Source organism: Vibrio sp. Vb1337, assembly GCF_033338715.1.
GTDB lineage: Bacteria > Pseudomonadota > Gammaproteobacteria > Enterobacterales > Vibrionaceae > Vibrio > Vibrio alginolyticus.
Map to the genome: position 1 here is coordinate 51,413 of NZ_JAWOTD010000019.1, position 15,488 is coordinate 66,900.

General features: G+C 45.3%; 10 protein-coding genes. 8 read left to right on the forward strand and 2 right to left on the reverse strand.

Features of this window, described 5'->3' with window-relative positions:
• The first annotated feature begins 8 nt into the window (after positions 1-8).
• The 8 genes from R7E42_RS18670 to R7E42_RS18705 all read left to right on the forward strand — a co-directional run bounded on the left by R7E42_RS18670 (position 9) and on the right by R7E42_RS18705 (position 11,379).
• Positions 9-2,339 (forward strand): patatin-like phospholipase family protein, encoded by a 2,331-nt coding sequence (locus R7E42_RS18670; protein ID WP_047102650.1) that lies wholly within the window; start codon positions 9-11, stop codon positions 2,337-2,339.
• A 268-nt stretch (positions 2,340-2,607) separates the two neighbouring features.
• On the forward strand, positions 2,608-5,205 hold the full coding sequence (gene acnB, locus R7E42_RS18675; protein WP_005380009.1) for a bifunctional aconitate hydratase 2/2-methylisocitrate dehydratase: 2,598 nt from the start codon (positions 2,608-2,610) through the stop codon (positions 5,203-5,205).
• Between the two features lie 99 nt (positions 5,206-5,304).
• On the forward strand, positions 5,305-5,673 hold the full coding sequence (locus tag R7E42_RS18680) for a YacL family protein (protein WP_054579081.1): 369 nt from the start codon (positions 5,305-5,307) through the stop codon (positions 5,671-5,673).
• A gap of 188 nt (positions 5,674-5,861) precedes the next feature.
• On the forward strand, positions 5,862-6,200 hold the full coding sequence (locus tag R7E42_RS18685; RefSeq protein WP_005386570.1) for a P-II family nitrogen regulator: 339 nt from the start codon (positions 5,862-5,864) through the stop codon (positions 6,198-6,200).
• A gap of 27 nt (positions 6,201-6,227) precedes the next feature.
• Positions 6,228-7,457, forward strand: a complete 1,230-nt coding sequence (locus R7E42_RS18690) for an ammonium transporter (protein ID WP_047102648.1) — start codon at positions 6,228-6,230, stop codon at positions 7,455-7,457.
• A gap of 152 nt (positions 7,458-7,609) precedes the next feature.
• Positions 7,610-8,623 carry a Fe(3+) ABC transporter substrate-binding protein gene (locus R7E42_RS18695; protein WP_005386566.1) on the forward strand — a complete coding sequence of 338 codons (1,014 nt, stop codon included), beginning with the start codon at positions 7,610-7,612 and terminating at the stop codon, positions 8,621-8,623.
• A gap of 99 nt (positions 8,624-8,722) precedes the next feature.
• Positions 8,723-10,348, forward strand: a complete 1,626-nt coding sequence (locus R7E42_RS18700) for an ABC transporter permease (RefSeq protein ID WP_258515245.1) — start codon at positions 8,723-8,725, stop codon at positions 10,346-10,348.
• Positions 10,348-11,379, forward strand: a complete 1,032-nt coding sequence (locus tag R7E42_RS18705; protein ID WP_005380055.1) for an ABC transporter ATP-binding protein — start codon at positions 10,348-10,350, stop codon at positions 11,377-11,379. The genes R7E42_RS18700 and R7E42_RS18705 overlap by 1 nt, the downstream gene beginning before the upstream one ends.
• 157 nt (positions 11,380-11,536) lie before the next feature.
• On the opposite strand, the gene R7E42_RS18710 is transcribed toward R7E42_RS18705, so the two are convergent.
• On the reverse strand, positions 11,537-12,949 hold the full coding sequence (locus R7E42_RS18710) for a phosphoglucomutase/phosphomannomutase family protein (RefSeq protein ID WP_239931996.1): 1,413 nt from the start codon (positions 12,947-12,949) through the stop codon (positions 11,537-11,539).
• 125 nt (positions 12,950-13,074) lie between these two features.
• The gene (locus R7E42_RS18715; RefSeq protein WP_086047029.1) at positions 13,075-15,483 is read right to left on the reverse strand and encodes a GH36-type glycosyl hydrolase domain-containing protein; all 2,409 of its coding nucleotides are present in this window, start codon (positions 15,481-15,483) and stop codon (positions 13,075-13,077) included.
• Between the last annotated feature and the right edge of the window lie 5 nt (positions 15,484-15,488).

Sequence of the window (15,488 nt, forward strand, 5' to 3'; positions counted from 1 at the left end):
AGAAGTGAATGTTCAAAAAGCTGTTATCAAGCCCATCGGTTCGCAACTTTGCGCTTTGGGTTAGTACCTTTTTGATGATCACTCCTTCTGTTTCCCTCGCAAACTCTCTAACAAAAACGGATGACTTGGAACCTCGACCAAAGGTGGCGGTTGTGCTCGCTGGTGGCGGAGCGAAAGGGGCGGCACACATTGGAGTTTTAAAAGCATTGGAAGAAATGCAGATTCCTGTGGATATTGTGACCGGTACCAGTATGGGCGCCTATGTGGGTGGGCTTTATGCCACGGGGATGAGTGCTGATGAAATCGAGAGTTTTATCTACACCGTCGATTGGGGCAGCGGTTATCGAGATCGTGTTGACCGTAGCCAACGTAGAGTTCGTGACAAAGAGTATGAAGACCGCTATCAAATTAATACCGACCTCGGCTTAAGATTCGGTGAGGTACGAGCACCAACGGGTGTGGTGCAAGGCCAGAACATGTTGCGAGTATTGCGTGAGACTACAGGGAACTTAGGGCGATTCGATTCTTTTGATGATCTTGCCATTCCCTATCGTTCTGTTGCGACAGATATTCTTGCCCTAGAAGAAGTCGTACTGGGCAATGGTTACCTTGTTGATGCAATGATGGCTAGCATGTCTGTACCAGGAGCGCTTCCTCCTTATAAGCTCAATGGCCATATGCTTGTTGATGGCGGCGTCGTCAATAACATGCCTGTCGATGTGGCTCGCGCCATGGGGGCTGATGTCGTTATTGCCGTCGATATTAGCACCGATTACAAAACCGAAGATGAATTTACGGGGCTGTTTACTGTCGCGGACCAACTCTCTAACTATCTCGTTCGTCGTAGTACACAACAGCAAGTGGACGAGCTTGAACCTCAAGATATCTATATTCGTCCCAATGTGGGCACCATGGAAACCGTCGAGTTCGACAAAATGCCTTGGGCTTTTCAAGCTGGGTACGATATTACCAAGCAATTAAAAGACAAGCTGAAAGAGTTACGCTTGTCCAACGCGGACTATCAAAAATACATCGATCGCAAACAAGAAGTTCGTAAAACTTTGATTTATGGCGATCAGCGTGTGGTTGATGACATAGTGATTGTTAATAACACGCACTACAGCGATGTGTTGTTGACGAATCGTATTGAATTAGAAACCGGACGTCGTATTTCAACGGCCGAAATTGAGAAAGCCGTTGAAAACCTCTACGCGTTAGATCGGTTCGAGCTCATCACTTATCACTTTGAAGAGGTGGATGGTGAGACATTGTTGGTTTTTGATGTTAACGAGAAGTCGTGGGGGCCTAATTATCTCAACTTCCGATTTTTTCTTGAAGATGACTTCGATACAGATAGCCAGTACGGCATAGGAATATCGACCAACTTTACCAACTTGAACTCTCATGGCGCGGAGTTGGCGTTCAACGTAGAAATGGGCACGGATAAGCTGATTGAAGCTGAGTTGTATTCCCCTGTTTTATCTAGCCAAGAACTTTTTGTATCGGGGCGAATTTCCTATGGCAGTGAGAGCCGAAACTTACCTTTAACAGAGCCTCAAGCACCAGATTTAGAGTCAGTAAATGACTTTTTTCCGGTCACTTACGATGATTTTACAACAGAGTTAGCGATAGGTATCCAACCCACATTGTGGCAAGAACTTCGATTTGGCGCTCGCTACTCTACCGGAGATATTGAGCTTTCTACTTTGGCTTCTGCTGGTAAATTGGATTTTGAACGTCGTGGTCTGTTTGCCAATTATCGCCTAGATACACTTGATGATTTCGCATTTCCGACTCGTGGGCTTTTAGTCGATCTCGAATATTTAGTGTCTCATGATCAAAGTCCTCAGGGCGTTAGCCTTTTAGAAACTGACAAAATTATTGAAGATACCGTTTATGAAATCTCTGCACGATTTAAAGGTGCAGTGAGTCATCAGCGTCATACTTTAGTCGGACATGCTGAATATAGTTTTGTAGAGAGTAAAAACTCATCTTTACCGCTTGATCCCAGAGAGTTGGGCGGCTTCTTAAGCCTATCGGGAATCCCAAGAAATAGCCTGATCGGACAGAACTTATTTTTCAGCAGTTTGGTGTACCGATATAAGTGGTTTGATAATGATTTCGGATTGTTTGAAGCTCCAGTCTACCTGGGCGCATCGGTCGAATATGGCGGTGTTTGGTCTGATAATGATCTGAAACTAAACGAAGCGCCGCTTTACAATGCTGGTTCCATCTTCTTTGGTGTTGACTCACCAATAGGACCAATAATGTTGGCATACGGTCGTACCGAGCAAGATTTGGATGCTGTGTATTTGATCGTAGGAACATCGTTTAATTAACCGGGTATGAGAAAGCAAAAACTTGGCATATTTGGTCAAAATTAGCAGAACTTTAGTCGTAAGTTGCTATGTTGGTCAAAATGATAAGATTTTAATTTAAGGTTAAATTTGCTATTATTTTGCCCACAGTTTGGCCTCTACGGCGCTGTTTCTCAATCATAATTGAATGAAAACAAGGGCAATGGAGAGCCAAGTTTCCAAGGATGTTCACTCCTTTACTTTAACAATAGTAATAATAGAGGAGGAACCGCAATGAGAGGAAAAAGTCGTGCTTGAAGCCTACCGTAAACACGTCGAAGAGCGTGCTGCTGAAGGAGTTGTTCCTAAACCGCTAGACGCAGAACAAGTTGCTGGACTTGTAGAACTTCTGAAAAATCCCCCGCAAGGTGAAGAAGAAGTCATTCTTGACCTACTTGAAAACCGTATCCCTCCAGGTGTTGATGAAGCTGCTTATGTAAAAGCGGGTTTCCTAACAGCAGTAGCAAAAGGTGAAGTTAAATCACCATTAGTGAGTCGTGAAAAAGCGGCTGAACTGCTAGGCACTATGCAAGGTGGTTACAACATCGAACCGCTAGTTGAGCTATTGGATGATGAAGCACTGGCAGAGATCGCAGTAAAAGCGCTGTCTCATACGCTGCTAATGTTTGATGCTTTCTATGACGTAGAAGAGAAAGCGAAAGCTGGCAATGCGCATGCACAGAAAGTACTTCAATCATGGGCTGATGCTGAGTGGTTCCTTTCTAAGCCTAAGCTTGAAGAAAAAGTCACTCTAACCGTATTTAAAGTAACAGGTGAAACGAACACGGATGACCTTTCACCTGCACCTGACGCTTGGTCTCGCCCTGATATTCCAGTACACGCACTGGCGATGCTTAAAAACGAGCGTGAAGGAATAAACCCTGATCAACCGGGTACTATTGGCCCGATCAAGCAAATTGAAGAGTTAAAAGACAAAGGTCATCAATTGGTTTACGTTGGTGATGTTGTTGGTACTGGCTCTTCACGTAAATCGGCAACAAACTCAGTGCTTTGGTTTATGGGTGATGATATCCCTTACGTTCCAAACAAACGAGCTGGTGGGTATGTGCTTGGTGGCAAAATTGCCCCTATCTTCTTTAACACAATGGAAGATGCTGGCGCACTACCAATCGAAGTTGACGTAACTAAGCTCAACATGGGCGATGTTATCGATGTTTACCCATATGAAGGTAAAGTTTGCAACCACGAAACTGGTGAGGTTCTAGCTGAGTTCTCGCTAAAAACAGAAGTACTGATTGATGAAGTTCGTGCTGGTGGTCGTATCCCATTGATCATCGGTCGTGGTTTGACAGACAAAGCGCGTCAATCGCTAGGTCTTGAGCCTTCGGATGTATTCCGTAAACCTGGTGAAATCGCAGATTCTGGCAAGGGTTACACGCTTGCACAGAAAATGGTTGGTAAAGCATGTGGCGTAGAAGGCATCCGTCCTGGAACCTACTGTGAGCCGAAGATGACGACAGTAGGCTCGCAAGATACTACTGGCCCTATGACTCGTGATGAACTTAAAGACTTGGCGTGTCTCGGCTTCTCTGCTGATCTTGTCATGCAGTCTTTCTGTCACACATCGGCTTATCCAAAACCAGTAGACGTTAACACTCACCATACACTTCCGGACTTTATTATGAACCGCGGAGGTGTATCCCTTCGTCCTGGTGACGGTATTATCCACTCATGGCTAAACCGTATGCTACTACCGGATACTGTCGGTACGGGTGGTGACTCACATACTCGTTTCCCTCTGGGTATTTCATTCCCAGCTGGCTCGGGCTTGGTTGCCTTTGCAGCTGCGACAGGCGTTATGCCGCTAGACATGCCAGAGTCAATCTTGGTTCGTTTTAAAGGTGAAATGCAACCGGGTATCACATTACGTGATCTTGTTCATGCCATCCCTTACTACGCGATTCAGCAAGGTCTACTAACGGTAGAAAAAGCGGGCAAGATCAACGAATTTTCTGGCCGTATCCTTGAGATTGAAGGCCTAGAAACGCTAACGGTTGAGCAAGCATTTGAGCTTTCTGATGCATCTGCAGAGCGTTCTGCGGCAGGTTGTACTGTGAAATTGTCTCAAGAGTCGATCGAAGAGTACTTAAACTCTAACATCGTGATGCTGAAGTGGATGATCTCTGAAGGCTACGGTGATCGCCGTACTATCGAGCGCCGCATTACTGCAATGCAAGAGTGGCTAGCAAACCCTGAGCTGATGCAAGCAGATAAAGACGCTGAATACGCACATGTGATTGAAATCGATATGGCTGAAATCAATGAGCCAGTACTATGTGCACCGAATGACCCAGATGACGCTCGTTTGTTGTCTGAAGTACAAGGCACAGCGATTGATGAAGTGTTCATCGGCTCTTGTATGACGAACATCGGTCACTTCCGCGCAGCAGGTAAATTGCTTGATAAGTTCAATGGCCAGTTAGCAACGCGCCTTTGGGTAGCGCCACCAACAAAGATGGATAAAGACCAACTGATTGAAGAAGGCTACTACGGTATCTTCGGACGTGCAGGGGTTCGTATTGAAACGCCAGGGTGTTCACTTTGTATGGGTAACCAAGCGCGTGTTGCAGATAAATCAACAGTAATGTCGACTTCAACGCGTAACTTCCCGAACCGTCTGGGTACTGGTGCGAATGTTTACCTGTCGTCAGCTGAGCTAGCTGCAGTAGGTGCAATTCTAGGTAAGATTCCAACCAAAGAAGAATACCTAGAATACGCGAAGCAAATCGACGCTACGGCAACGGATACGTACCGCTACTTGAACTTCCATAAAATGGATCAATACACCAAGAAAGCGGACGAAGTGATCTTCCAAGAGCCGGCATAATCAGAAATGCACAATTCAAAAGCACCTCACATGAGGTGCTTTTTTTATGGGAGCAATTCGCTATACTCGCACCAAATTGATACGAAATAGGCAATCTCGGTGGAATTTGAATTCATTCGTAACACGTTGATGGGCGAGTACTACGTAAAATGTAGCATGGGACATGAGATTGTAGGGCGCTGGTTGCAAGAAGAAATTGGCAAAGATCCGATGAAGATTGCACAGGTTGAAAAGCTAATTGAGCGGTCATTTTTAGCGCCTTCTCAGGAGCATAACCTAACAGGCACGGAAATTAGCTTGATGATTCAGGGCGACGAAGTTCTTGTACAAGAAAACGCATTAGCCCATGAATATGATGTCGAGATGGAAAGTGAGTTCGACTTCTACAATGCAGAAAGTACAGCAAGTTGTGGGATAGAGGATTTCATGGCACTTATCGAACAGTGGAAAGACTTTTTGAACATTTAATGCACAGTTTTGGGTAACTTCTCTGCCGTTGCTTTAAATTTGTGAAAAGGGCGCACCGATATGGTGCGCCCTTTTTGTTTATAGATATGTAAATTGAGGTTAGTTTTTATTATTCAATAACTTAAAAACTTGGCACGTAGATTGGATTATAAGAAGTGTTTCAGGATGAAAGCTTCGGAGATAACTCAATGAAAATAATCAATGCCATTATTAAGCCGTTTAAATTAGACGATGTACGAGAAGCATTGGCTGATGTCGGTATCGAAGGGATGACAGTATCAGAAGTTAAAGGGTTCGGTCGTCAAAAAGGTCACACGGAATTGTACCGCGGTGCAGAGTATCAAGTCGATTTTCTACCAAAGGTGAAAATTGAAATCGCGACTCACGCAGACAATGTAGATCGCGTTGTTGAAGCAATTACAAAAGCTGCGCAAACCGGAAAAATCGGCGACGGTAAAATTTTTGTTTACGATCTGAACCAAGCGGTGCGTATCCGAACTGGCGAAATGGACGCAGAAGCACTTTAAGAATTCAAAGGATTGGAGATACTTATTATGGAATTAGCAACAACAGTAACCGAGTTACGTTACGCACTTGACACCTTTTTCTTCCTCATTTCCGGTGCGTTGGTAATGTGGATGGCAGCAGGCTTTGCGATGCTAGAGGCTGGCCTTGTGCGCTCTAAAAACACAACAGAAATTCTTACGAAGAACATCTGTTTGTACGCCATCGCATGTACGATGTTTCTGATTGTCGGTTATAACATCATGTATGTCGATAATGGAGAAGGAGGCTGGTTACCTTCATTTGGTACGCTAATTGGTACTCAAGGTGAAGGGGCCGACCACTCTTTAGAGTCTGACTTCTTCTTCCAAGTTGTCTTCGTTGCAACTGCCATGTCCGTCGTTTCTGGTGCGGTAGCTGAGCGCATGAAGCTTTGGTCTTTCTTGATTTTCTCTGCGATTTTAACTGCGTTTATCTATCCAATGGAAGGTTACTGGACATGGGGTGGAGGCTTCCTAGCAGAAGCTGGATTTAGTGACTTTGCGGGTTCTGGTATCGTACATATGGCAGGTGCTTCTGCTGCTCTTGCTGGTGTGTTACTGCTTGGCGCGCGTAAGGGTAAGTACGGTAAAAATGGTGAAATCTATCCGATTCCAGGTTCTAACATGCCTTTGGCAACGTTGGGTACTTTTATCCTTTGGTTTGGCTGGTTTGGATTTAACGGTGGTTCTCAGTTGATGGTTTCAGATTTTGAGAATGCTACAGCGGTTGGTCAGATCTTTCTAAACACTAACGCAGCAGCGGCTGCCGGTGCAATTGCGGCGCTATTCGTTTGTAAAACTACTTGGGGTAAAGCCGATTTAACGATGATTCTCAATGGCGCGCTAGCTGGCTTGGTTGCCATCACTGCAGACCCTCTATCGCCATCACCACTGTACGCGGTTGCGATTGGTGCAGTGTCGGGTGCACTAGTTGTATTCAGTATCATTGCTCTAGATAAACTTAAAATTGACGATCCAGTAGGTGCTATCTCAGTTCACGGTGTGTGTGGTTTCTTCGGCCTAATGGTAGTGCCACTGAGCAACGGTGATGCAACGTTTGGTGCACAGCTTTTAGGTGCCGTAGTTATCTTTGCTTGGGTATTTGGTGCCAGCCTAGTTGTGTGGGCAATCTTGAAAGCAACCGTCGGGATTCGCGTTACAGAAGATGAAGAAATGGAAGGTATGGACATGCATGATTGTGGTGTTGGTGCTTACCCAGAGTTTGTTACGGTGAAATAATCATTAGCTTGTAATAAATGGTTACATACTTAACACAATAAAACCTGCTCCGATGAGCAGGTTTTTTAATATTCGTCATTGTCTTCTTATTGAACATACATATAATAACGCAACTGATAAACGTTATCATTAGCATGGTAAAGGATTAAACAATGAAAAAACTGCTAACTCTTTCAGCACTAACTTGCGCTACTCTAGCTCCAACAGCAATGGCTGCTGAAGAAGTGAACGTCTACTCTTACCGTCAACCTTTCCTAGTTGAACCTATGTTCAATGAGTTCACTAAAGAAACTGGTATCAAAGTAAACGTAAAATTTGCTAAAAAAGGCTTAGCAGAAAAGCTAGCTCAAGAAGGTGAGTACAGCCCTGCTGACGTTATTCTTACGACAGACATCAGCCGTCTAGCTGAACTGACAAACAAAGGTTTAGTTCAGAAAGTCGATAGCAAAATCATTGAAGAAAACGTACCTGCTCAATACCAAGATAAAGAGAATGAGTGGTTTGCTCTAACTCTACGTTCTCGTAGTGTTTATTCATCACGTGATCGCGTTGGTAAACTAGGCGCAGATTTCAACTACGCAGACTTAGCTAAGCCAGAGTTCAAAGGTAAAATTTGTACTCGTAGCGGTAAGCACCCGTACAACGTTTCTCTAGTTTCAGCAATGATTGCTCACAATGGCGAAGCAGAAACCAAAGAGTGGTTGGAAGGCGTGAAAGCAAACCTTGCTCGCAAACCACAAGGCAACGATCGTGCACAAGTTAAAGCGATCAAAGAAGGCCTATGTGATGTTTCTCTGGGTAACAGCTACTACCTAGGTAAAATGGTTAACGACAAAGAGCAAAAGGCTTGGGCTGATGCAGTTTACATCAACTTCCCTAACCAAGAGACTACAGGCACTCACGTGAATATCTCTGGTATGGCGATGGCGAAGTACTCTCCAAACAAAGACAATGCTGTGAAGCTAATGGAATTCCTAACGGGTGACAAAGCGCAGCAAATGTACGCAGAAGTTAACTATGAGTACCCAGTTAAAGAAGGCGTGAAGCGTTCTGAGCTTGTGGAATCTTGGGGTGACTTTAAAGCAGACAAGCTTTCTCTAGACGATATTGCAGCCAACCACGAAGCGGCAATTAAGCTATTAGACGAAGTGAAATTTGACCTTTAATTCCTTGTGGGGGTATAACAGTACCCCCATTTGATTAAAGGATATGAGATGTATTTGCAACAGCATTTGTATTTCATACAGCCTTGCAGTAATTAGGCGATGAAAGATAAACACTCTTTATGGAAAACCAGTAGTGGGGTAATAACTCTGCTACTGGTTTTGCCGATCTTAGCGATCTTCTACACCGCAATTGGTGAAACGGATGATTTGTTTGCTCATTTAATGGCAACGGTCATGCCGACTTATATTTTTAACACGGTTGCGCTAACTGTTGGCGTAATGGTGCTGTCCTTAATTCTTGGTATTCCAAGCGCTTGGATAATGGCCATGTGTAAACTGCCGACCGAAAAATGGTTGCAGTGGGCATTGGTGCTACCTCTTGCAATGCCAGGTTATATCATTGGTTATATTTTTACTGATTGGTTTGATTTTGCAGGCCCGATTCAGATCTTTTTGCGTGATGTAACCGGATGGGGACCTGGCGAGTATTGGTTCCCTGATATTCGTACGTTGCCTGGTGCGACCTTTGTGTTGGCTTTGGTGTTGTATCCTTACGTGTATTTATTGTGCCGGGCTGCGTTTATGGAGCAAAATGTATCTTTATTGCAAAGCGCGCGTTTGCTCAAGTGCTCTCCATGGGAAAGCTTTTGGCGCATCTCGATGCCGTTAGTAAGACCCTCTATCGCAGTGGGTTTATCATTGGTCGCAATGGAGACCATCGGTGACTTTGGTACGGTAAGTTACTTCGCGGTGAATACGTTAACCACAGCGGTCTACGATACTTGGTTGGGGTACTCTAATCTTAATGCGGCAGCCAAGATTTCTGCCATGATGCTCGTCATTGTAGTACTGCTTCTTAGTGCAGAACGATACAGCCGCCGTAAACAAAAGCTTTTTCAAAGCCAATTTAACAGTCACGAAGATTTTCGTTACGAGTTGACGGGCTGGAAAAAGTGGACCGCACTAGTTTGGTGCTGGGGCTTGGTTTCGGTCGCGTTTATTTTGCCGCTACTACAGCTGATTGATTATGCGATCACTTATTTTGCGCAGAGTTGGACCTCAGAGTTTCGTGAATACGCATGGAATAGCTTAGTTGTGTCTGTTATTGCTGCGATTATTGGTGTTGCTGTCGCACTGATCGTGAACTTTACCCATCGAGTCAATGGTAAACGAGAAAGCTTGGCATTTATGCGTCTTTCTTCTATGGGCTATGCAGTACCAGGAACGGTACTAGCCATCGGTGTGATGGTCGCTGTGCTGTTTATGGATCATCGTGTCAACGACGTTGCTAAAGCCATGGAGTGGGGAAGGCCGGGACTTATCTTTTCTGGTTCCATGTTCGCACTAGTATTTGCCATGGTTGTGCGCTTTTCCGCGGTAGCGATTGGTAGTATCGAAAGTAATTTAAATAAAATTTCTCCGTCGTTAGATATGGCATCGCGCACTATGGGTTGTAAGCCCAATGCCATGCTGTGGCGCGTGCACTTGCCGCTGGTTAAGCGCGGTGCACTGATTGCGGCTTTATTAGTGTTTATCGAGTCAATGAAAGAGCTCAATGCGGCTTTGTTACTTCGTCCGTTTAACTTTGAAACACTAGCCACATACGTTTATAACTTCGCCTCGGATGAGCATTTAGAATTGGCCGCTTTGCCAGCGGTTCTGTTGGTTCTTGTTGGGTTGATCCCGCTTGTTGTTGTTAACCGTTCACTGGAGCAAAATCACTGATGAGCTGTGCATTATCAATTAAAAACCTAACGTGCCAATATGACGATCAAACCGTACTCGAATCATTGTCTCTTGAGGTAGAACAAGGGCAGATTGTCTGTTTGCTAGGAGCAAGTGGTTGTGGGAAAACAACACTATTAAAGGCCGTTGCGGGATTATTGCCGTTAACCTCAGGCGAAATGAGTCTAAATTGCGTCACAATTGATGATGGGGAAAACTGGTTGCCGCCAGAACAGCGTAATATAGGGATGATTTTCCAAGATTACGCACTTTTTCCTCACTTGACGGTGGAGCAAAACATTGCCTTTGGCTTAAAGCAGTGCTCGACAAAAGAGAAAAATGCCAAAGTTCAAGAAATGTTAGAACTCGTGCATCTTCAAGGTTATGGCGATCGTTATCCTCATCAATTGTCTGGTGGACAGCAGCAGCGTGTTGCGATTGCTCGCTCATTAGCTTACAGCCCAGACTTACTGTTACTGGATGAACCGTTTTCTAATATTGATACGCAAGTTCGCCATGAGTTGATAAGTGAGATCCGTAAGATTTTTAAGGCCCAAGGTGTGACTGCCATTTTTGTTACGCATAGCCGTGAAGAGGCTTTTGCTTTCGCCGATAAAATGGCAGTGATGAACAATGGAGTCATCGAGCAATATGGCACAGCATCTGAGCTTTACTACCAGCCTTCAAGTAAATTTGTCGCTGATTTCTTAGGTGGTGGCAGTTACCTTGCTGCTAAACGGGTTTCGAATTCAGAATATGAAACCCACTTGGGCGTGGTTGAAGCCACGGCTCAACAAGATATTCCAGTACAGGCGGAGTGCTCTTTACTGCTAAGACCGCAGCATGTGCAAATTCAATCCGATGAAGATAGTTCGGTAACCGTATTGGAACAGCATTTTATGGGTGATCACTGTCGTTATGTGATTAACGCGAATGGTGATCGTTTGTTAGCTACAGCTTCGCAAGCATTAAATATAGGTGAGTCCGTCGCGGTAAAAATTGAAACGCAAGGCGTCCTGGCATTTGCTTAACGCTCCTGAGTATCTTTGCTATCTCGTTTACGACTTTCCAACATACAATAAAAAAGCCCGGCAGTGGGGCCGGGCAAGTGCTCTTCTCCTGTTGATGAGCGCCTTTTCAGACAGTGTTGACTCTCATCATAGTGCTCGAAGCGGGCACAAGGTTCAGTTATAAAGACAAGAAGTCTTTAAACTGTTGAAGAACACGTTCCGCAGTGTCCTTATCTTGCATCTCTGCAAAAATTCGTAGCAGTGGCTCAGTGCCAGAGAAGCGAGCGATGATCCAACCGCCGTTTTTGAAGTAGACTTTCGCACCATCTTCATAGCTGACTTTTTCGATTTCAAACTCAAACTCAGGCAACTGTTTTTCAACATAAATTTTGTTGAACAGAATGTCCTTTTGCGCTGGTTTGAACTTACAATCGCCTTCTGCCATGTAGGCATAGCCGTACTTGCTGTAGATTTCATCCAGCAACTCAGACAGCTTCTTGCCGGTTACTGAAATCATTTCTACCAATAGACTTGATGCGAATACGCCGTCTTTACCTTTGATGTGGCCGCGAATGGTTAGGCCGCCAGAGCTTTCCCCGCCAATCAGTGAGTCATCCGCTTCCATTTTGGAACTGATGTGCTTAAAGCCTACAGGAACCTCAAAGCATTTTTCGCCATGATCTTCGGCGACTTTATCGAGAAGGTGTGTGGTTGCGATGTTACGTACCACGGAGCCTTTCCAGCCTTTGTATTCAAGTAGGTAGTAGTAAAGCAGCAGTAGCACTTCATTTGGATGAATGAAGTTACCTTTTTCGTCGATAATACCAAGACGGTCCGCATCGCCATCAGTACCGATGCCAATATCGTAACCTTGCTCTTTCACTAGGTGCATCAAACGGTAGAGTGTTGCAGCGCTTGGCGAAGGCATTAACCCACCGAAATCTGGGTTTTTGCCATCGTTAATCACATCAACGTCACAGCGGCCGTTGATTAATACGGTTTGCAGTGCGTTTTTCGCGACACCAAACATTGGGTCGATCAAAACACGTAAATTCGCCTTCTTGATCGCTTCGATGTCGATAAAGTCGATGATTGAGTCAACGAATTCGTTCATCGGATTGATGATTTCAATCAGCTTATCTTCAACCGCTTGTTCAAAGTCGACGCTTTTTACATCTTGCGCAGTGAGCGCGTCTATTTGTGATTCGATTTTTTGGGTGATGATTTCATCTGCGTCACGACCGCCTTCAATGAAGACTTTAATGCCGTTGTAATCGGCAGGGTTGTGTGATGCGGTAATACATGCCGAGTATGCGCAGCCCATTTCTTTCGCTTTAAACATTACGATAGGTGTTGGGACAAATTTGTCGATAAAGCTAACCATAATGCCGTTTGCTGCTAGAACTTCAGCGAACCAACGACCTGCTTTATCGGAAAGAAAACGACGGTCATAGCCAATCACAAAACCGCGGTCAGCAACCGATTCGTTATTCGTGATGTTTGCAACTGCTTGAGCGACCAAACGTACATTATCTTTGGTGAACTCCTCACCGATAAATGCACGCCAACCGCCTGTACCAAATTTGATCATGATTCGAACCTCGATAAGAGCGGCATTCCACCGCCTCTTAAATCTTTGCTAGCGAACCGATGCACTTCTCAAACTCAAGTGCATCGTATAAATCAAAAGGAGAAAAGCTCTCCCCTAAAAGATGATTAACCTAGAGTAACGATAACTTCGTTTACTGAACCTTCCGCTTGAACTGGGACAGAGGCACCATTCACTGCTTCACCGTTCACAGTAATCGACTTAACGCCTTTGCTTACTGAGTCTGGGTTAACGACTTTGATGTTGTACGTTGCACCTAGCCATTGACGAGTCACTTCGAAACCAGGCCAGTTCGTTGGGATACATGGATCGATAGTTAGGCCATCGAAGCCTGTACGCACACCAAGGATAAAGTTGGTAACAGCGAAGTAAGCCCAGCCTGACGTACCTGTTAACCATGGGTGGTTTGCACGACCGTGGTCTTGGTGGTCACGACCCATGATGAACTGTACGTATGAGTATGGTTCTGCAATACGTTTTTCGATGATGTCGTTCTGGTTGTATGGGTTTAGCGCATCGTAGAACTTCATTGCACGATCACCACGACCCAGTTTCGCCTCAGCTACCCAAGCCCATGGATTTGGATGCGAGAAGATCGCACCGTTCTCTTTTACGCCTTGGTAAACACGAGTTACGAAGCCGATATCATCATTCGGTGTTGCAAAAGATGGTGAGTTTAGGTGGAGGCCGTATTCAGAGAATAGGTTCTCATCGACAGCGTCCATCGCTTTTTCGCCGCGCTCTTGAGATACCGCACCAGAAAGTACCGCAAGTGTGTTTGACTCTAGGTGTACTCGGCCTTCCGATTGTTGCGCAGTACCGATCTTGTCGCCATTCTTCGTCAGACCACGGATGTACCAACCGCCTTCGTCATCCCAAAGGTGGGTTTCACACGCTTCACGAACGTTTGCTGCCATCACCGTGTATTTTTCAACGTCGGCTTCTTTGCCTAGGTATTTAGCTAGGTCGATGAACTCCTGCAGTGCCCAGAAATGTAGGAACGACACCATTGACGATTCGCCGCCACCTAGGTTCAGACAGTCGTTCCAGTCTGCACGCAGACCTTTACAGATACCGGTTTGACCTACGTATTCAGCCGAGAAGTCTAGCGCGGCTTTCATGTGGTCATAAACCGTTGCATCGCCACCGTCGGCGTAAGGGATCACTTCGTCGAAGAAGCTGTGCTCACCGGTTTCCATCACGTACTTACAGATGGTTGGAACTAGCCATAGATGGTCATCGGAACAAGTGTCTTCGATGCCGTGAATCTTGTCTTCATCAGAAGGTGTTGGAACTACGGTTGGGGATTTCGATGGTTTAACATCCGCTTTTTCTGGATCAAACCAATCTGGATCGAATAGGTGTAGACCGTAGCCCGCTTTTACTTGGCCGCGCAGTAGGTCAACGATACGTTTGCGCGTCATTGCTGGGTTAGCGTGAGGAACTGAGATTGCATCTTGCGCTGTATCGCGGTAACCAAGACCAGTACGGCCTCCCACCTCGATGAATGAAGCAAAGCGAGACCACACCACACACGTTTCCGCTTGGTATAACGTCCAAGCGTTGATCATGGTATCTAGACCTTCGTTTGGTGATTTCACTTGGAACTTGCCACAACGCTCATCCCAGTGTGCTTTGATACCCGCAAATGCATTGTCGACTTCTGCAAGGTCTTGGTACTTAGCACGTAGACGGTCACCATTGCCTTTACCGATACCTAGAATGTAAGCAAAGCGAACTTCTTCACCCGGCTGGATAGTGAATTGCTTGTGCAGAGAGCCACAGTGGTTGTAACACGTTTGTGCTGTGTTGAAACACTTACCTTGTTCTACCGCTAGCGGGTTTGCTTCGTCACGGTATAGGCCAAGGAAGCTGTCACGTTGACCGTCGTATGAATCTGGATCAAATGTTGAAGCTAGGTAGTAGAAACCTTCGAAATCGTTGGTGTTGTAGTACAGGTCGTACTCAATCACGCCTTCATTGTAAGCCGTACCTGCTGAGTACAGAGACATCTGATGGTTTTGGTTATCAGATTGAATGTGGCTGAATGAGAACTCAACAAATGAGAATGCACTGATCGTACGTGGTTTGTCAGAGGTGTTTTTAATCACTACATCCCAGATTTCAGCGTCTTCGCCTTTTGGCACGAACAGAGTTTTTGTTGCGGTAATACCGCTGTATTCACATTTGAACTTAGAGTAAGACAAGCCGTGACGAACTTCGTAGTTTGCTTCGTCTAGGCTCTTCGCAACTGGTTGCCAAGAGATTGACCAGTAATCACCTGTCTCATCATCACGCAAGTAAACGTAGTGTCCTGGGCGATCGAATGTCGCATTTGGACGAAATTTAGTAACACGGTTGTATTCTGGAGAGTTGTAGAACGAGTAGCCACCCGCGTTGTGCGAGATAACCGTACAGAACTTCTCAGTACCTAGGTAGTTGGTCCATGGTGCTGGTACGTCAGGGCGAGTGATGACGTATTCGCGATTCTCGTTATCGAAATAGCCGTATTTCATTTGTG

What these genes read in the sequence shown, in the direction of transcription:
- R7E42_RS18670 (WP_047102650.1), top strand. Translation starts at nt 9, where the DNA reads ATGTTCAAAAAGCTGTTATCAAGCCCATCGGTTCGCAACTTTGCGCTT.
- R7E42_RS18685 (WP_005386570.1), top strand. Translation starts at nt 5,862, where the DNA reads ATGAAAATAATCAATGCCATTATTAAGCCGTTTAAATTAGACGATGTA.
- R7E42_RS18690 (WP_047102648.1), top strand. Translation starts at nt 6,228, where the DNA reads ATGGAATTAGCAACAACAGTAACCGAGTTACGTTACGCACTTGACACC.
- R7E42_RS18695 (WP_005386566.1), top strand. Translation starts at nt 7,610, where the DNA reads ATGAAAAAACTGCTAACTCTTTCAGCACTAACTTGCGCTACTCTAGCT.
- R7E42_RS18700 (WP_258515245.1), top strand. Translation starts at nt 8,723, where the DNA reads ATGAAAGATAAACACTCTTTATGGAAAACCAGTAGTGGGGTAATAACT.
- R7E42_RS18705 (WP_005380055.1), top strand. Translation starts at nt 10,348, where the DNA reads ATGAGCTGTGCATTATCAATTAAAAACCTAACGTGCCAATATGACGAT.
- R7E42_RS18710 (WP_239931996.1), bottom strand. Translation starts at nt 12,949, where the DNA reads ATGATCAAATTTGGTACAGGCGGTTGGCGTGCATTTATCGGTGAGGAG.
- R7E42_RS18715 (WP_086047029.1), bottom strand. Translation starts at nt 15,483, where the DNA reads ATGAAATACGGCTATTTCGATAACGAGAATCGCGAATACGTCATCACT.